This is a genomic window from Deltaproteobacteria bacterium, from assembly GCA_016874775.1.
Classification (GTDB): domain Bacteria; phylum Desulfobacterota; class Binatia; order Bin18; family Bin18; genus VGTJ01.
In genome coordinates this window covers 1-16,199 of record VGTJ01000149.1, presented here as the reverse complement: position 1 = coordinate 16,199, position 16,199 = coordinate 1, and the positions used below count along the sequence as shown (strand labels likewise).

Below are 16,199 nucleotides of genomic sequence, written 5' to 3'. Positions count from 1 at the left end.
CGGCCTGAAAGGCACGGCGCTTGGCACCGCGCATCTGCGCTGCGGCTAAGCGCAAATCGGCAATCTGTTGCCCACTAATTTGTTGAGCACTTGGACTGGTGAAATCTTTCCTGAACACCCTAGCCCCCCCACCTCTCCCTACGTTATCTGTCTCTCCGCTATCGTACCTCACTCGCTCGGCTTTGGGTATCTTCTTTTCTCAAAATCACCTAAGCTCTTCGTTGTAGCCAAAAAACTCCTCACTCGCTCAATATACCCGTTCTTCTCAAACTCGCGGTGAAACCCTGCCGTGACAAAACTGGGATCACCTGCATAAAAGAGTTCATACAACGTGTGACGCGAGCCGAAATCAGAGCCGAGCAGATCCCATGCGAGTTTGAACAAGCTCTGTTTCTCTTCGGCTGAGGTTTTGGCGCCGCGATAGTATTTGCGCAGCGTATCGCCGATTGGGCTGTCGAAAGCGTTGAGACTGGCTGGCGGTTGCATGAATCCACTGCCTCCTAGTCGGCGCACCATCTCCATCATGCGCGGATAAATCCGTGGTCCCCACACACGCCCAACTTGTAGCGGTTGCAGTGCTGGATAGATGACACCATTCGACGGGTCGATTACTGCTTCAGCTTCTGAGGCGAGCAGAGAGGATTTGACAATCTCAACGTAGGTTGCCGCTTCTCCGAGTGTCTCCTGCACAGCGGGTGCATTCTGCACGCCGATCGATTCAGCCATTAAACACATCACCCCGTACACGAATTCAATCTTTGAGAGCAAACGGGTATTGGTTTGGGGAGTAGTAAACTCGCGAACTTTGGTCTGGGCGTAGGCTCCGGCGACAAGTCGGATATCGCCATGAAGAAAGACGCGCTCCCACGGAACCAGGACATCATCAAAAATGATGACCGCATCATTTTCATCAAAACGAGCACTGAGTGGATGATCCGCATATTGCTCGGGACGAGTGAAAGGTTCACGGCAGATTACCTTCACCCCCGGTGTAGCGATAGGGATACTAAATGTGACAGCATACGGAACTTCAGCTTCAGTGAGGGTCGGAGGAAATGGCCAGACATAAATATCATCGGCGAAGGCGGCTGACGTCGCCAGCATCTTGCCGCCGCGCACGATTAAGCCAGCCGCGGTCTCTTTGACGATGCCGAGACACAAATATGGATCATCTTGTTGGGCGCGATTTTTTGTGCGATCGACTTGAGGGTCGATCAACGCGTGGGTGAGCAACACATCGTTCTCTCGACAATGTTCATAATAGCGCCAGACCCGCTCGGCGTTCTCCGGGCTCTTTTGCGCAAAGTACTCTTTCTTCGCCGCCCAGGCGGTAATCATGGAGTTCAGGAAGTCCCCACTACGGCCCATCATGCCACAAGTCGCGTCAGCCCAGATTTTTACCATCTGCCGACGACGAACCAGATCTTCGCGGGTCCGTGGAATCAGGAACGACATGCCGACGGGATTTCCTGTTGTCGGAGACAGGTAGGTGAGAAGCGGCTGCAGTGTTGGGTCATGTTGCATGTCGTATAGCCGCGCCAGGCTTTCGATCGGTCCACGAAAGGCAGGATGCGTGGTGACATCTGTCACTTGTTCGTTTCCTAACCAAACTTCACGATTATCGCGGAGTCCAGCAATGAACTGTGCTCCGGTGCGAATGCCCATTCTCGTACCTCCCTGACTGGTGAGTGTAGCGAGCGTGAAGCTAAAGAGATGTCAATGCAGAGTCAAGGCTGAGCAGGAAAGAGCGCAGTTTCGTTTTTGTAGGGGCCTATTGCCATAGGCCCCTCTGAAAAGCTTTGCGTCGGTCGTGCAAATCCCATAATGTGAACACCTATGCAAACTCATGATCGTACGCCACGGCAGCGCATTCTCGACTTGTTAGTCGGTAGAGCCATGACTGCACGTCAGCTTGCTGCCGTCATCAAGATCTCTGAACGGCAAGTCGAGGACCACCTTATCCATATCGTCAAGTCAGTCGAGCGGGATCGTTCACGCCGGTTCATTATCGAACCTTCGGCCTGCCTTGACTGTGAGTTTGTTTTCAAAGAGCGCTCGCGTGTGACTCGACCGAGTCACTGCCCAAAGTGTAACAGTGAGAATACCAGTATGCCGCGCTTTGGTATTGAGATCGTGAGCAAGAAAGTGGAACAAGACGATGACAACGCCTAAGAATGCTCCCTATGGTTCCTGGAAGTCGCCCATCACGTCAGAGGCAATCGTTTCTGCGACTGTCGGCTTAGGACAGGTCGTCCTTGATGGCGAGGACGTGTACTGGCTTGAACTACGCCCCAGCGAAGGCGGACGCAGTGTCGTGGTTCGCCGTACTGCTGATGGACGTACGAGCGATATAACCCCGACACCGTTCAATGCCCGCACGCGCGTGCATGAGTATGGTGGGGGATCATTCACGGTCAGTGAAGGGACCGTATACTTCTCGCATTTTGCCGATCAACGCCTCTATCGCCAAAGCGCGGACGCGACTCCGCAACCGTTAACTCCCGCAGCGCCACTGCGCTACGCCGACGCTACGGTTGATCGGCAACATCAACGTCTGATCTGTGTTCGCGAAGATCATAGCCACACCAACCGTGAGGCCATCAACACCATTGTGGGCATTGACCTGGAACATGGCGGGGAAGGGGAAGTGTTAGTGTCTGGGAGTGATTTATTCTCCTCGCCGCGCTTGAGCCCCGATGGAAAACACCTGGCATGGTTGACCTGGAGTCATCCCAATATGCCGTGGGATCGCACCGAGTTGCTCGTCGCAGAGGTAAAACCTGACGGCTCGCTTGGACAAGTGAAGCATGTGGCGGATGGTCCGAATGAGTCGGTCTTTCAGCCACAGTGGTCGCCAGATGGCGTATTGCACTTTGTGTCCGACCAGACTGGCTGGTGGAATCTCTATCGCTGGAAAGACGGACAGGTAGAACCGCTGTGTCCCCGTGACGCAGAGTTTGGGCGGCCACAGTGGGTCTTTGGTATGTCTACGTACGCTTTCGCCAACCCTTCACAGATTGTTTGCGCATACGGAAAAAATGGCACCTGGCGTTTAGCGCAACTCGATACCGAGTCGCGACAGTTGACGGACATTTCTACCCCCTACACTGAGATTAGTGACGTACGTGCGACAGCGCAGCATGTGGTCTTTGTTGGTGGCTCGGCAACCGAACCCGCTTCGGTCGTCCGCCTTGATCTGGCCAATAGACAACTGACTACACTGCGTCGTTCAAGTTCACTTTCCGTCGATGCGGGGTATTTGTCTGTTCCCCAAGCGATTGAGTTCTCCACGGAGAACGGCCTCAGCGCTTACGGACTGTTTTATCCACCAAAGAGTCAGGAGTTTACCGCGTCTGCTGATGAACGTCCGCCACTACTGGTAAAGAGTCACGGCGGACCAACCGCAGCGGCGACAACTACCTTCAACGCGAGCATTCAGTACTGGACCAGCCGCGGCATTGCCGTGCTGGATGTGAATTATGGTGGCAGCAGCGGTTATGGGCGCGCCTATCGCGACCGCCTCAAAGGGCAGTGGGGTGTGGTTGATGTTGATGATTGTGTGAATGGGGCACGGTATCTCGTCGAACGTGGGTTAGTGGATGGAAAACGGCTCGCCATTACTGGTGGCAGTGCGGGAGGATATACAACACTCTGTGCACTCACTTTTCGTGATGTTTTCAAGGCCGGTGCGAGCCACTACGGTATTGGCGACCTCGAAGCATTAGCGCACGATACCCACAAGTTCGAGTCGCGGTATGAAGAGAGCCTCGTGGGTCCTTATCCTGCTCAAAAAGAACTCTACCGAGCGCGCTCACCGATTCACTTTACTGATCGCTTATCCTGTCCGGTGATTTTCTTCCAAGGACTGGAGGACAAGATTGTTCCACCCAATCAGGCCGAAATGATGGTTGCGGCACTGAAAGCGAAAGGACTAGCAGTGGCTTACGTGCCGTTTGCTGGCGAACAGCACGGCTTTCGCAAGGCGGAAAATATCAAACGTGCCCTTGATGGTGAGTTATATTTTTACTCGCGAGTATTTGGCTTTGCGTTGGCTGAGTCAGTCGAGCCGGTGGTGATTGAGAATTTGGAGAGATAATGCGTGTTGCGTGAAACGTGACCCGTAATACACGATCCTTTTAGGGGTAGGCTTTTACGCTGAGAAAAGACGAGACGTCATGCCCGCAAATGCGGGCATGACGAACACGCGGATCCTCACGACGGGAAATCCGCGCCAATTGTGGCTTGGATAAAAACCTACCCTTATGAGAATACACGATCCCCTGCCTCTTCTTCTACGTAACACGCAACACGTTTCACGTCTTCTACGCACACTTCTGCACAAGCGGTGCACACTGGTCCAACAGTGAGAGGACTTTTGCCTTATGGTCAGAGGGCAGTCCAATAACCACACGATCAGCACCTGCATCTTGGAACTGTTTGAGCGTATCTTCTTTGCCCGGCGCGCCAAAGATTGACACCGGAACCTCACTGGCTTTGCGACCGATCCGCGCTGCACGCTCGTTCAAGTCTTTAATCGCCGCGGGTAAATCTCGCGGACGAATGCCAACCGGAATCCAGCCGTCACAATAACGCACGACGCGATCGAGTCCCTTCTGTGAGAGTGTTCCGAGCAGGATCGGCGGGTGAGGTTTCTGCACTGGCTTCGGATACGACCAGATGGGATCGAAGTTGACAAACTCTCCGTGATATTCGGCATTTTCTTTCGACCAGATTTCCTTCATGGCCTCAATACGCTCACGCAACACTTTCCAGCGTTTCTCGAAATTGGTGCCGTGGTTTTCCATTTCCTCGCGGTTCCAGCCGCCACCGATGCCAAAGATCAAGCGACCATTCGACAGTGCATCGACTGAGGCAACTTCCTTGGCCATGAGGATTGGATCGCGTTCGATCACCAAACAGATACCACTACCAACCTTAATGGTCTTGGTGACTGCTGCCGCAGCCATCATGGCAACGAAGAGATCATGGGTATGCCAATAATCCTTGGGCAGATCGCCACCGCCTGGCCACGGGCTCTTACGACTCGCCGGGATATGCGTATGTTCAGGGAACCACACTGACTCAAAGCCACGAGCCTCAGCTTCGCGAGCGAGATCATCTGGACGGATTGCGTAATCCGTTGCAAACATCGAGACGCCAACTTTCATACTGTCCTCCTTCTCCAGAAATGCGAGGTTACTCTGTCACTTTTTTGAGGGGGCGTATAGCGGCATCGGTATAAGCGTTCAGCATTCAGCTTCGCGTGACTGCTGAGTTCTTCCTCGTAAAGCTGATAGCTGACGGCTGATGGCTGACAGCTACTATACTTCGGCAATCCACAAATCCTTGCTCAAGCGATTGGTCAATACATCACCACCTGTCGCGGTGACCGTTACCATGTCCTCTTGAATGAAGATTCCCGCTTCCCAGCGAGGCGAATCCATGCCAGCGATAATCGGCTCGATGCAGAAGACCATGCCTTGTTCCATGACAGTATCGCTGGTCTCTACCTGTCCGCGTTCGCCCACGTACGGCAATTCGTGGACTTCCATGCCACAGCTATGACCAATGATGTTGATCACCCCATAATCGCCGAGGCCAGCATCGATGAAGATTTTGCGTGCAGCGTCATAGACCTCTGCACATTGCACGCCTGGGCGAATCTTAGCGATCGCGGTGTCATTGGCTTTGCGAGCCAGGTCAAACCAGTCCCGCTGCTGCTGAGTTGGCTTGCCAAGACACGCCTGACGGATGAAATCGGTACAGTAGCCATTGTACGTTGCACCGCCATCGATCATCACCAGGTCGCCACGTTTCAAGCGATACTCACTCGGTGGACTATTCACAATCTGATAGCGTTGTGAACCAGCGTTAACACAGAGGAGCGTCTTCATCGGTTCAGCCCCCTCTTGCACCATGCGCGAGACCATAACCGCGGCCAGCTCTTTTTCGCTCATGCCTTCGTGTAACGCACGCCAGCCTGCTTCGACACCATGACAGGAAATCTCACACGAGCGGCGCAGCATATCGATCTCACGAGCCGATTTGATGCCACGTAGTTTCCGCAAGAGTAGGGCGCTATCGACAAACATGCCAATGAAATCACGCCGCAAATCTTCCCACTGGACCTGTGCCATGCCCAGCCGCGTGCCATAGCCGAGTTCGACTCCCACCTTTTTTCCTCTGAACCCTTTCTTATGCAGCGTGTTGACGACGGTACCAATAGGATCTTCCTGATCGCGGTAGAAAGCAATTTCTTCAATCCATGATGTCTTCGCGTTGCCGTATTCTTGCCCAGGCAGGATCAGTGTTGGTGCGATCGACGGATCACGTGGAAGCAGGGCCATGAGTGGGCGAAATTTAGAAATCCACAACAGTGAAAGATACCCGGCAAGGTAACGCACGTTCTCCTGTTGGGTGAGCAGCAGCGCGTCTATGTCGTGTTCTTCCATGAGTGCACGGGCACGGCTCACTCGTTGTGTATACTCATCGAGTGGAAATTCTGCGAACAGTGGTTCCTTCATGGGGCACCTCCTTTGCGGGTTACGCGATCTCTGGTGTTCTATAAGGGGTACGAGGAACAGGTTGCAAGAGCGGGAATAGCGATCTAGGCTAGCTGACACGTAAGGAGCATCTATGTCTCAGACCTCAGCAATGCCAGAGCCACGCGAGCCGTTCAAACTCAATGTTCGCGGAGTCATTGTCACGGACGAACAGTTCGACCGGCTTTGCCGGGAAAACCCAGAGCTGCGCTTGGAACTGACAGCACAAAAGGAATTGGTGATTATGCCTCCGACAGGGTATGAGACTGGGCGACGGAATATGCGACTTGGCCGCTACTTGGATGAATGGGCTGAGGCTGATGGAACAGGAACAGCGACTGATTCGTCGACGTTGTTCGTTCTCCCAAATGGAGCAAAACGTTCCCCAGATGCCGCATGGGTGCGACAAGAGCGCGAGAATACTATTCCAAAAGATCAACGCGAGGGGCCACTACCCCTGTGTCCAGATTTTGTCATCGAACTGCGTTCCCCCACCGACCGCTTAATTGACGTTCAAGAAAAAATGCAGGAGTACCGCGATAATGGAGCACTCCTTGGTTTGCTTCTCGATCCCTTTGAGAGACGTGTGGACATCTATCGTCCAGGACGACCTGTAGAAGTATTGGATGATCCCGAGACTGTCGGCGGAGATCCGGTCTTACCGGGATTTGTTTTGCCAGTACGTAAATTGTGGTAGCGAACAGGCGCACAGCATACGCTTGGATCGTTACCAAATCCGTGTCCACTCTACATCGTTGTGCGTGAAGTGTAGGTAACGGTCCTGGTCAATAAAACGTTTGGCACTTTCTTCTGAGAAGCGCAAAACATCGAATGGCGCGGTACGGTGTAAGTCCGCGACTGCATCGCGAACAATCGGCATGATTTGGCAAAGACTACTTTGCCACTTGGCGATAGCAAAGTGTGTGTCACGATAGCGACGCACGAGTGAGCGGATTTTATCGACGCCGACCTTACCCGCTTCTCCCCAAAAGATCGGCTGTCCACTGTCGTTACGTGCGATCACATCTGGTTTGTAGCGGTCACCAATACTTACTTCCACTGATAGGTCTGGATACTCAGGGAGATACAACGCCCACAAGAACGCTTTCATCAGGACATGAGAGGAGTGTTCGATAGGTCTTTTGACGAACACGACCTGTTTGTTCCCAGCTTTGAGCGTCCATTTACGGCGTAACAGAAGGTCAGTCACGAGAATTCCATTGTGTAGGCCGGGATACCGCTGCAGGCCGTTTCCGGCTTGAGCCTGCCGGAAACGCTTCGCTTATTCTGGCCTACATTCTGCGCTCGCAATGACGCCCTGTTCTGTCATTGCGAGGAGTGAAACGACGAAGCAATCTCTGCCTTTTTAACTTTTTGGTTTGAGTGCTACCTCACCGCATTCTTCACCTTCTCGGCAAACTCACGCATGATTTTCGTCACACTTGCCGAGTCTGGTCCAGGAGCGACGACATACAGGCCGGTAACGCCCAGGTCGCGGTAGGTGCGAATATCTGCCTCTGAGATCACACGAGTATCAACCATTGAGGTAATCTCTAGCTGTGACATATCCCGTCCTGCCGCTGCCATCAGCTCTCGCAGTTGCGCGAACTTGGGCTTCACTTCTTCCAGGGGCACAGGTCCGATATGCCAACCGTCACCAAACTCGACCACACGTTTGAGCGCTGCCTGTGATTCTCCACCGACCCAGATCGGTGGATGTGGCTTCTGCTGCGGTTTAGGCGCGAAATGCAGATCTCGATCAATCTGGATGTACTTGCCATTGAAGCGCGGGTTCTCTTTGGTCCACACTTCTTTCATCACTTGCATGTACTCTCGCGTGCGACTTGCCCGCTCTTTGTATGGTACTCCCAATAACTGGAACTCTTCCTCCATCCAGCCGACACCAACTCCAAAAACAATGCGACCTCCCGAGGCAACATCGAGTGAGGCAACCACACGGGCCATCTCTAGCGGATGACGATAGGGGACAATAATTACACTCGGGCCAAGCCGGACTTTTTCAGTCACTGGGACGAGGAGCCCCAACACCGTAAAGGCATCGAGCCAATCGATGGTGGTAAAGACGGCGTACGGATTGTAGCCCTGTTGCTCCGCGAGTTTCGTATACGGATAGGTTGAAGAAATACTTTTAGGAATAGTGATGTGGTCGCCGGTAAGAATACCGTCATAGCCAAGCTCTTCGGCCAAGTGTCCGATCTGCGCTGCTGCACCCTTATGGCGTAGCGCCGCGCCGCCACCGAGATGAACGCCGTATTTCATGGGGGCTCCTTCCTCGTGCGTAATTCGTAATACGTAAAGCGTAAATATGTAAAACGTAAAAGGGGAGGTGGGGTGGTTACGGATTACGGTTTACGCTTTATCCTCATGAAGGCGGTGACGGATGACGCTTCGCGCACCACGCACCACGTTCTACATTACCTTTGCCTAAACCGCGTCCCCGGTCCGGGTGGTGTCTCTGGTGGACCGGCGAAACACTGTGCCATCGACATCCATGAGGTCGCGGTTGCTCCAGTCACTCGTAGTTTCGTATCAACAATGTTTCGTACTTGGGTGACGACTTGGCAAAATTCTTCAGCTTTTCCTTCAATGCTGTTTACCTGGTTTGGCTGATTCCATTCCCAGATCTCACCCGATGGGGCGGTGAGGCGAACATAAGGCTGATCAGTAGGTACAGGGAGTTTGCGGTTGGTAAATGTCCAGCCAAACGTGTTCATGCCAATGACAACAATATTCTTGATGCGATCTGCATTCTGACGTTCTTTGCCAAGCAGGTCGTAGATGGCTTGTGCGTGTGCCCAGGTTTCCATCAAACGTGCAGTGATACTAGAGCGGACACTCATGTCTGGCCCGAACCATAACACACGCAGCTTAGGATCAGCACCGGCAAAGTGCCCTGCCATCTCCAGGGCGAAACTACGCCAGCAGTTGAGCAGGTCATTGCCTTGGCAATTCGCGATCCATTCGCGCATGACGTCGACGTGCGTACGCCCGCCTTTGCTTGCTTCGGCTGTCTGTCGCGCGAAATCTTTGAAGGCTCCGCTATCACGCAACGACACATCGGCAGCGTAATCGCCAAAATGTAAGTGGCCGATGATGTCGCTGATTGTCCATTCTTTAAATTGGGTTTTGCGTTGCCAGTCTTGTTCGTCTAAGGATTTGAGGAGCGAGAACAAGCTGTCACACTCTTCACGAAAATCTATTGCCTGCTGGAGCATGGTTCCCTCCGTTACTGTTGCCATTGTGGAGATAGCGAACCGCCCGCGACCTGGCAAGCCGCCTGGTCAGAAAATTTGAAGAAGAGCGTGAACTAAATCGGACCTGTGAAGATTCGTACATTTGGGGCCGCGTGCGCTGTGCGCACGCGGCGCTCGCCTGGTGTCACTCCCGTGCGCATGGCGCACGCTACGGTCTCTCTGGTGATAACCAAAAGTGTACTAATCTCGCGGAGTTTGATTTAGCCTGCGCCGTGCTGGACGGCGTATAGAGGCGGCGATAGAGTAACAGCATGATGCGCTCCACCTTGCGCTCACAATTATTTATCAACGGAGAGTATGTTTCGGCAGTCAGTGGCAAGACATTTCCTGTACTCAATCCGGCTAATAATGAGGTATTGACGCAACTCGCAGAGGCTGGAGTTGAAGATGTGAACCGGGCTGTGGCTGCCGCCCGAAAGGCCTTTGATGAGGGGCCGTGGCCGAAAATGAAGACTGCGGACCGAGCCAAAATGGTCCGTTGCTTTGCCAAACTGCTGGTGAGGCATGCGCCTGAGCTAGAGTGTATCGAAAGCCTTGATGTTGGTAAACCGGTCAAAGAAAGTGGCGGGCATGATATTCCGCTACCGGAGCTGCAGGAATTGTTATAGTGCGTTACAACGAGAACCAATCGATGGGCGAGCGAATTTTGTGAGCGCCGAAGGATAATGCAGGGCCAAGAATTGCTGCCCAACGGAGAACCGTATGTCATTACACCCCGACGCTATTTCACCCCGGAAGAGTACCTCCTCTTGGAGCGGAGATCTGAATATAAAAGTGAACATTATGACGGCGAAATCTTTGCGATGTCAGGCGCGAGTGAGCCGCATAACGTTATTGCCCCAAATATTGTGTCCTCACTACATACGCAATTCCGCAACCGTTCCTGTCGGGTTTATCCAAGTGATATGCGAGTCAACGTCCAGCCTGGAAGACATTACGCATATCCAGGTGTGGTAGCAGTGTGCGGTGAACCACGATTCCAGGAGGAATACAAGGATAGGTTAGTCAATCCAACGGTTATTGGTGAAGTCCTGTCTCCGTCAACTGAAGCCTATGCGCGCGGTGACAAGGACCTCCGCTATCGGCAGCTTGCTTCGCCGCAAGAGTATCTGCTGGTGTCGCAGACCACGCCGCACATAGAGCACTATGTCCGACAGCCGGACAGTCAATGGCTGCTGACGGAAGCAAGCGCCGTGACCGCAACAATGTCGTTGCCATCAATCGATTGTACCCTAGCACTTGCCGAGGTCTATGAAAAAGTCGAGTGTGAGCAAAACTTGGAGTGACATGCCTTTGAGACACAGAATCTCACCTGGAGTCGAGGAGTTATTGAGTACACACCATACACGAAGGGTACAGCGATCCTGTATCGCGTGGCTCGTATGCCTTCTGTATTTTCTACCGCCGCTTGCATTGGCAGAACGACTGCCGAACATGGTGGTCCTCTATGCTGACGATCTTGGTTGGGGAGACGTCGGGTTTAACGGACGTAAAGAGTGGCAGACGCCCCACCTCGATCGCCTGGCTCAGCAAGGGATGGTGTTCACTCGCTGGTATGCTGCCGCGACTGTGTGTGCACCAAGTCGTGCAGCGTTCGTGACTGGTCAGTATGGGATTCATAATGGTGTCTCTGGTAACAACGATGACCTGCCGCGCAATAAAGTAACGATTGCCAGCGCCCTCAACAGTCGCGGCTACAAGACTGCGCTGTTTGGCAAATGGCATCATGGCTGTGAGGGAGTGCCCAACTATGCCTACATCCATCCTATGGACCTGGGGTTGAGGAATTTTTTGGCTTTACCAGCGCTGTCCATGCATGGGAGCATTTCCCCAAAGAACTGTGGGTCGGACGAGAACGCAAACCGGTCTCCGGGTACGCAAACACACTGTTTACCGATCGTAGCCTTGAGTTCATTAGCAAGAACCAGCACTCGCCGTTTTTTCTCTATCTTGCGTACACGGCTCCGCACGCTCGTATTGAGGCCATGCCGCAGGATATCGCCAAGTACCAAGGAAAGTTTGCCGAAATCGATCCTCAACGTCCGTTCAACGCGACCTATGCTGCGATGATTACGCGGATGGACACAGAAATCGGGCGTGTCTTGCAAGCGCTCGATCGCCTGCAGCTTACTAAACAGACGATCGTGGTTTTCTTGAGCGACCAAGGCGCGACCTTTGAACCAATGAATCAGGGGGCATCTGCGTATCACGACAGTAACCGTCCGTTTCGTGGTCAGAAGCGCACGTTGTGGGAAGGGGGCATTCGCGTTCCAGCCGTCGTCCGCTGGCCTGCCAAAGTTCAGCCTGCAACACGATCCAACGAGGTCATCAACACCATTGACCTGATGCCCACTCTCTTGGCGACAGCGCAAATAGCGACTGATCCAGCCTGGCATTTGGACGGTGTCGATCTGACCCCGGTATGGCGCGGACACGGATCGCTGTTGCCGCGTACCCTGTTTTGGGAATGGCGCACTGAATGCTCATTCCAACTCGCCGCCATGCGTGGAAACATGAAACTCGTAGTGACTGGGCAGAATCCAGCTGAATTGTTCAATGTAGAAGCCGACCCTGGCGAGCGCCGGTCGATCATAGCTGAGCACCAAACGCTTGCGGCTGAATTGCAGAAGGAATTGACGACCTGGTTAGCAACAGAAGCAGGAAAGCCGACATGTCGGTAAACTCGGGATCGCGAGAGTGGCTTTCTGAGGAACTCACAAACGCTGGCTGTTCTACATCCTCCGCTTGCGATACACCGACACCATCACGCCAATCAAGAGAATCACTCCCGGTTCGATAATCGCGACCAGCCAGAAAAGCTGCCGCGCTGCTTGTGCGGTGAGTGTGACCGGCGAAACTTTAGCACTGACTTCGTCGTCCGAGGGGCGTTCGGTCATGAACTGTTCCTCACCGGCGAGCCAGTGAACCGTATTGAGAAAGAGATCCTTGTTGCCGAGGAGTGCGAGCCGTGCGTTGCTGGCAAAGTCGCTATCACCATAGACCACGATACGAGCTTGGTGTTGTGGCGCCATTGCCAGACCCAAGGTTGTTGCGCTCGTCGTTGTTGTGCTGCCGTTTACCGGGAGCGAGACAGCAACGGCGATGTCAATCGGCCCAGGACGAGCCTTGGTGCCCTCGAACTCAACTGCTCCGCGTGGCGCGATGTCAGCCGAACGATACCGTGCCCATGAGCCAGGTCCAGTGCTGCAAAATGGAGTGACCGTTATCGCAGGGCTTGGTGGGGAGATTACATCGACTGAACGTACCAAGGGGAAGATCGTGTTCTGTCGCAGCTCGTTCACAATCGGAACATTGAGGTTATACAACGACACGAGTGGGCTGCGGGCATCACCACCAAACAAGCGGTTCTCCGGGTCATAGACAACATCCTCTGTAAGTTTGATGCCGTATCGGGCGAGCGCCGCTGTCAGATGAGGAACGGGGAGAGGGTCGATCATCAGCAACACGTGCCCACCACGTTGAATGTAACTGTGGAGTAATTCAATTTCTTCGGTCAGCAAATCACTCTGAGGACCGCTGACAATGACCACTGTTGCCTCCTGAGGAATGCGCGACTCACGTCCGAGTTGAAGTGTCTGTACATCGAAGTTCTCGTTGCGGAGCGCGACCGCCGCTTCGCTGTAACCCTGACGTGGGCTGTTGTCGTGCGGATCTTTTTCCCCGTGTCCACTGCTGAAGTAAATGGTTTTGCGTTGCCGATGAATCAATTGAAACAGCACCTGAGTGATGCGTTGTTCAGTCACGAGCGGGACAAGCTTCCGTTGCCCATCATATTCGATGGTAATCATGTTGTTGTGCGTGACCCCATACGCTTGTGCTACGGCGAGATGACGCTCACGAAACAGCACCTGGTATTGGAAATGTGGGCTCGCGGTCGCGTAACGCTTCAACACGTCATCAAGTGCCTGGTACACATCCGGTGAGCCCGCAAAGAACAGGGTGGCTCTCACTTCACGGTCAAGCTTGGAAAGCAGCGCTTTCGTTTGTGGGGATAACGACATCGCTTTGGTTGGGGTCAGGTCCCAACGCACGTTGTGGGGAATAAAAGATACTTGTAGCCCAATAAGCCCGAGCAGCAAGACGACGTCGGCGAAGCCTACCATAAGCCATTGGTTACGGTTTGGTGTGGTTAAAAACGTGCGCAGCGATGCGAACTCGCCTTTTCCTCGCCACCGCCGCGAACGCAGTGCTTGCCAGGTGAGCACGAGGAAGAAACTCACAAACACAAGAAAGAATGTGACTTCGTGTGAATCAATTGCTCCTCGGGAAAAATTACTGAACCGATCAAAGAGCGAGATGTGCAGCAGGCTGTTGAGGAGTACTTCATTGACTGCGTGTTCATTCCAGGTGAGGGACCAGAACAAGACCAGCACGCCTAGTGTGCCCAGTGCCGCAATTGCTTGGCTATCGGTGGTTGCCGAGAGCAGGAGGCCTACGCTGATAAAAGCAAGACCGAGGAGAAAAAGCCCAAGATAGAAGGCCAGAAGCGGGAACCAATTGACGGCTGGATAATACCACGACAACGCCAGCGGATAGAGCAGTGTTAACACGAGTACGATGACAAGGAGAACGGCAGAGGCGACAAATTTGCCGAGCAGGACGCTACTTTCTGACACCGGGTACGTCCACAGCAAATCGAGGGTGCCAAGCTTCTGCTCTTCGGCGAACGCACGCGCAGTGAGTACCGGCACGAGCAACATCAGCACAAAGCGCAGATCATGGAAGACGAACTCCCACAGCCCTTTTTCAAGGTCTGTTCCACCGAAGAGCATAAAGAGACTCAGATCGGTGTAAAAGAAGAAGCCAGAGAGTGCGAGCGCTACGGCGAGAACGGCGTAGGCGAGGAAGAAGCCGAACGAGATGTGCAACTCTTTGGTGAGCACAGCGAGGAACAGCATGGCAATGAAGAATTACAACTTGACGATGAAAAATTGAAGAAACCTTTGCCCCTTCTTCATTCTTCATTATGCACTTTTAATTCTTTATTTCCTCCCTCTGCTCCACAACCTGGTGAAAAATTTCTTCCAGGTCCATTGCCCGGGAGCGTAACTCGAACAATTGCCAGCCCTGCCTGGTTATCAGCTCAACGAGCGTGGGGCGAATATCTCGCTGCCGATCCGCCTTGACGGTGTAGAACGTGGCCCCACTGACTTCAGTTCTTTCCGCGAGTACGGCAATGACGCCCGGCAGGCTACGTAACGCCTTGGTGACCGCATCCTGTGGCCCAGTGACTTGTAGCGCGATTTCACTGACATCTTGACGCTGGAGGGTGAGATTCCGTGGCGTGTCGAGCGCGAGCAATCTCCCGTGGTTCATGATCATCACGCGATCACACGTTGTGTTGACGTCCGGCAGGATATGGGTCGAAAGAATGACCGTGCGCTGTCCTCGCATGCTGCGGATCAGGTTGCGGAAATCTGCCGCTTGTTCAGGATCGAGTCCGATCGTTGGTTCATCGAGGACCAACACGGCAGGATGGTTTACCAACGCTTGTGCGAGTCCCACGCGCTGACGATACCCTTTCGATAGCGTGCCGATGTAATTGCGCGCTTTGTCCCCGAGCGCGAGTTCATCAATGACCTGCTGGATACACTGTCGCCGTTTGGCTCCTGTTAGTCCCTTCATCTTACCAACAAAGTCCAGATACGCAGTGACGGTCATCTCTGGGTACAGCGACAAGACCTCTGGCATGTACCCTAACTGGCGACGGACCGCGAAAGAGTCACGCACGATGTCGTGGCCAGCAACGGCTGCAGAGCCTGCCGTTGGTGCGAGAATACAGGCGAGAATGCGCATGGTTGTCGACTTTCCAGCACCGTTTGGCCCGAGACGGCCAACGACCTCACCGCGGTTAATCGAGAAACTCACCTCCTTGATAGCAGGGAATGTCCCGTAGAGTTTGGTGAGACCGTGTGCGGTAATCATAGTGCGACTCGCACGACCAACAAAACAAAGAGTGGATAACGGTAGCGGAGGGCAAGCGCGGAATCAATTCCCGATTGATCAACCGTAGAAAATTCCCTTATGGTGTGCGCCATGTGTGTACGTCATCATTATCGTTGGATGCTGGGAGTTGTGGGGATCAACATTGTTTTTCTCTTGTTGGTAAGCTCGGGGCGCGCTGCAGCGCAAGCGACACCTGTCAATAGCGACCGTGTCATTCCGCGTCCTAAAGTCGGGCTTGTACTGAGTGGGGGAGGCGCGCGCGGATTCGCTCATATCGGCGTGCTCAAGGTACTTAAGGCGGTGGCAGGAAACAACTTACCGCAATAGTGATTGACCGGAGTGGAGAGCCTCTGCACAAGAGCAGGGATGAGAGACGAGACCATTGTGTGCTGGCTTCGGTCTAAGTATCGAAGTC

General features: G+C 53.6%; 15 protein-coding genes and 1 pseudogene. 8 read left to right on the top strand and 8 right to left on the bottom strand.

What is annotated here, in order from left to right; translation table 11 throughout:
- Window positions 1-168: 168 nt before the first annotated feature.
- Window positions 169-1,665 carry a 4-hydroxyphenylacetate 3-monooxygenase gene (locus FJ147_21420; GenBank protein MBM4258443.1) on the bottom strand — a complete coding sequence of 499 codons (1,497 nt, stop codon included), beginning with the start codon at window positions 1,663-1,665 and terminating at the stop codon, window positions 169-171.
- 171 nt (window positions 1,666-1,836) lie between these two features.
- Here FJ147_21420 and FJ147_21415 point away from each other — a divergent pair, with 171 nt between their 5' ends.
- Window positions 1,837-2,172 (top strand): transcriptional regulator, encoded by a 336-nt coding sequence (locus FJ147_21415; protein ID MBM4258442.1) that lies wholly within the window; start codon window positions 1,837-1,839, stop codon window positions 2,170-2,172.
- A complete protein-coding gene (locus FJ147_21410; protein MBM4258441.1) occupies window positions 2,159-4,096 on the top strand; it encodes a S9 family peptidase in 1,938 nt (645 codons plus the stop codon). Before FJ147_21415 ends, FJ147_21410 begins: the two co-directional genes overlap by 14 nt.
- Window positions 4,097-4,322: 226 nt before the next feature.
- Here FJ147_21410 and FJ147_21405 read toward each other — a convergent pair whose 3' ends face one another.
- Both FJ147_21405 and FJ147_21400 read right to left on the bottom strand, forming a co-directional pair.
- A complete protein-coding gene (locus FJ147_21405) occupies window positions 4,323-5,168 on the bottom strand; it encodes an LLM class F420-dependent oxidoreductase (GenBank protein MBM4258440.1) in 846 nt (281 codons plus the stop codon).
- 153 nt (window positions 5,169-5,321) lie between these two features.
- Window positions 5,322-6,524, bottom strand: coding sequence for an aminopeptidase P family protein (locus FJ147_21400; GenBank protein MBM4258439.1), 1,203 nt, complete (start codon window positions 6,522-6,524; stop codon window positions 5,322-5,324).
- 130 nt (window positions 6,525-6,654) lie between these two features.
- On the opposite strand from FJ147_21400, the gene FJ147_21395 reads away from it, so the two are divergent.
- Window positions 6,655-7,239, top strand: coding sequence for a Uma2 family endonuclease (locus FJ147_21395; GenBank protein ID MBM4258438.1), 585 nt, complete (start codon window positions 6,655-6,657; stop codon window positions 7,237-7,239).
- A 30-nt stretch (window positions 7,240-7,269) separates the two neighbouring features.
- Here the strand turns inward: FJ147_21395 and FJ147_21390 are convergent, their stop codons facing one another.
- The 3 genes from FJ147_21390 to FJ147_21380 all read right to left on the bottom strand — a co-directional run bounded on the left by FJ147_21390 (window position 7,270) and on the right by FJ147_21380 (window position 9,778).
- On the bottom strand, window positions 7,270-7,752 hold the full coding sequence (locus FJ147_21390; protein MBM4258437.1) for a hypothetical protein: 483 nt from the start codon (window positions 7,750-7,752) through the stop codon (window positions 7,270-7,272).
- 176 nt (window positions 7,753-7,928) lie between these two features.
- Window positions 7,929-8,822 carry a TIGR03619 family F420-dependent LLM class oxidoreductase gene (locus FJ147_21385; GenBank protein ID MBM4258436.1) on the bottom strand — a complete coding sequence of 298 codons (894 nt, stop codon included), beginning with the start codon at window positions 8,820-8,822 and terminating at the stop codon, window positions 7,929-7,931.
- A gap of 155 nt (window positions 8,823-8,977) precedes the next feature.
- Window positions 8,978-9,778 (bottom strand): TIGR03084 family protein, encoded by an 801-nt coding sequence (locus FJ147_21380; GenBank protein ID MBM4258435.1) that lies wholly within the window; start codon window positions 9,776-9,778, stop codon window positions 8,978-8,980.
- Window positions 9,779-10,068: 290 nt separating this feature from the next.
- Between FJ147_21380 and FJ147_21375 the strand changes: the two genes are divergently transcribed.
- From FJ147_21375 to FJ147_21360, 4 genes are read left to right on the top strand one after another with little or no spacing between them, the layout of a single operon-like run.
- Window positions 10,069-10,425, top strand: coding sequence for an aldehyde dehydrogenase family protein (locus FJ147_21375; protein ID MBM4258434.1), 357 nt, complete (start codon window positions 10,069-10,071; stop codon window positions 10,423-10,425).
- Between the two features lie 57 nt (window positions 10,426-10,482).
- Entirely contained in the window at window positions 10,483-11,103 is a 621-nt protein-coding gene (locus FJ147_21370) for a Uma2 family endonuclease (protein ID MBM4258433.1), read from the top strand.
- Window positions 11,069-11,887, top strand: coding sequence for a hypothetical protein (locus FJ147_21365; GenBank protein ID MBM4258432.1), 819 nt, complete (start codon window positions 11,069-11,071; stop codon window positions 11,885-11,887). The genes FJ147_21370 and FJ147_21365 overlap by 35 nt, the downstream gene beginning before the upstream one ends.
- A complete protein-coding gene (locus FJ147_21360; protein ID MBM4258431.1) occupies window positions 11,803-12,498 on the top strand; it encodes a hypothetical protein in 696 nt (231 codons plus the stop codon). The genes FJ147_21365 and FJ147_21360 overlap by 85 nt, the downstream gene beginning before the upstream one ends.
- A gap of 51 nt (window positions 12,499-12,549) precedes the next feature.
- Here FJ147_21360 and FJ147_21355 read toward each other — a convergent pair whose 3' ends face one another.
- Together FJ147_21355 and FJ147_21350 are read right to left on the bottom strand one after the other, a co-directional pair.
- Window positions 12,550-14,736 (bottom strand): hypothetical protein, encoded by a 2,187-nt coding sequence (locus FJ147_21355; GenBank protein ID MBM4258430.1) that lies wholly within the window; start codon window positions 14,734-14,736, stop codon window positions 12,550-12,552.
- Window positions 14,737-14,812: 76 nt separating this feature from the next.
- Window positions 14,813-15,763: an ABC transporter ATP-binding protein gene (locus FJ147_21350; protein ID MBM4258429.1), complete on the bottom strand. Its 951-nt coding sequence runs from the start codon at window positions 15,761-15,763 to the stop codon at window positions 14,813-14,815.
- Window positions 15,764-15,874: 111 nt separating this feature from the next.
- Between FJ147_21350 and FJ147_21345 the strand changes: the two are divergent.
- Window positions 15,875-16,081 (top strand): annotated as a pseudogene (locus tag FJ147_21345) (hypothetical protein).
- Window positions 16,082-16,199 lie beyond the last annotated feature (118 nt).

Bases quoted from the DNA above. Each gene is read 5' to 3' on its own strand.
- FJ147_21370 (MBM4258433.1), top strand. From the start codon at position 10,483: ATGCAGGGCCAAGAATTGCTGCCCAACGGAGAACCGTATGTCATTACA.
- FJ147_21375 (MBM4258434.1), top strand. From the start codon at position 10,069: ATGATGCGCTCCACCTTGCGCTCACAATTATTTATCAACGGAGAGTAT.
- FJ147_21395 (MBM4258438.1), top strand. From the start codon at position 6,655: ATGCCAGAGCCACGCGAGCCGTTCAAACTCAATGTTCGCGGAGTCATT.
- FJ147_21405 (MBM4258440.1), bottom strand. From the start codon at position 5,168: ATGAAAGTTGGCGTCTCGATGTTTGCAACGGATTACGCAATCCGTCCA.
- FJ147_21355 (MBM4258430.1), bottom strand. From the start codon at position 14,736: ATGCTGTTCCTCGCTGTGCTCACCAAAGAGTTGCACATCTCGTTCGGC.
- FJ147_21360 (MBM4258431.1), top strand. From the start codon at position 11,803: ATGCCGCAGGATATCGCCAAGTACCAAGGAAAGTTTGCCGAAATCGAT.
- FJ147_21420 (MBM4258443.1), bottom strand. From the start codon at position 1,665: ATGGGCATTCGCACCGGAGCACAGTTCATTGCTGGACTCCGCGATAAT.
- FJ147_21385 (MBM4258436.1), bottom strand. From the start codon at position 8,822: ATGAAATACGGCGTTCATCTCGGTGGCGGCGCGGCGCTACGCCATAAG.
- FJ147_21400 (MBM4258439.1), bottom strand. From the start codon at position 6,524: ATGAAGGAACCACTGTTCGCAGAATTTCCACTCGATGAGTATACACAA.
- FJ147_21380 (MBM4258435.1), bottom strand. From the start codon at position 9,778: ATGCTCCAGCAGGCAATAGATTTTCGTGAAGAGTGTGACAGCTTGTTC.
- FJ147_21410 (MBM4258441.1), top strand. From the start codon at position 2,159: ATGACAACGCCTAAGAATGCTCCCTATGGTTCCTGGAAGTCGCCCATC.
- FJ147_21350 (MBM4258429.1), bottom strand. From the start codon at position 15,763: ATGATTACCGCACACGGTCTCACCAAACTCTACGGGACATTCCCTGCT.
- FJ147_21365 (MBM4258432.1), top strand. From the start codon at position 11,069: ATGAAAAAGTCGAGTGTGAGCAAAACTTGGAGTGACATGCCTTTGAGA.
- FJ147_21415 (MBM4258442.1), top strand. From the start codon at position 1,837: ATGCAAACTCATGATCGTACGCCACGGCAGCGCATTCTCGACTTGTTA.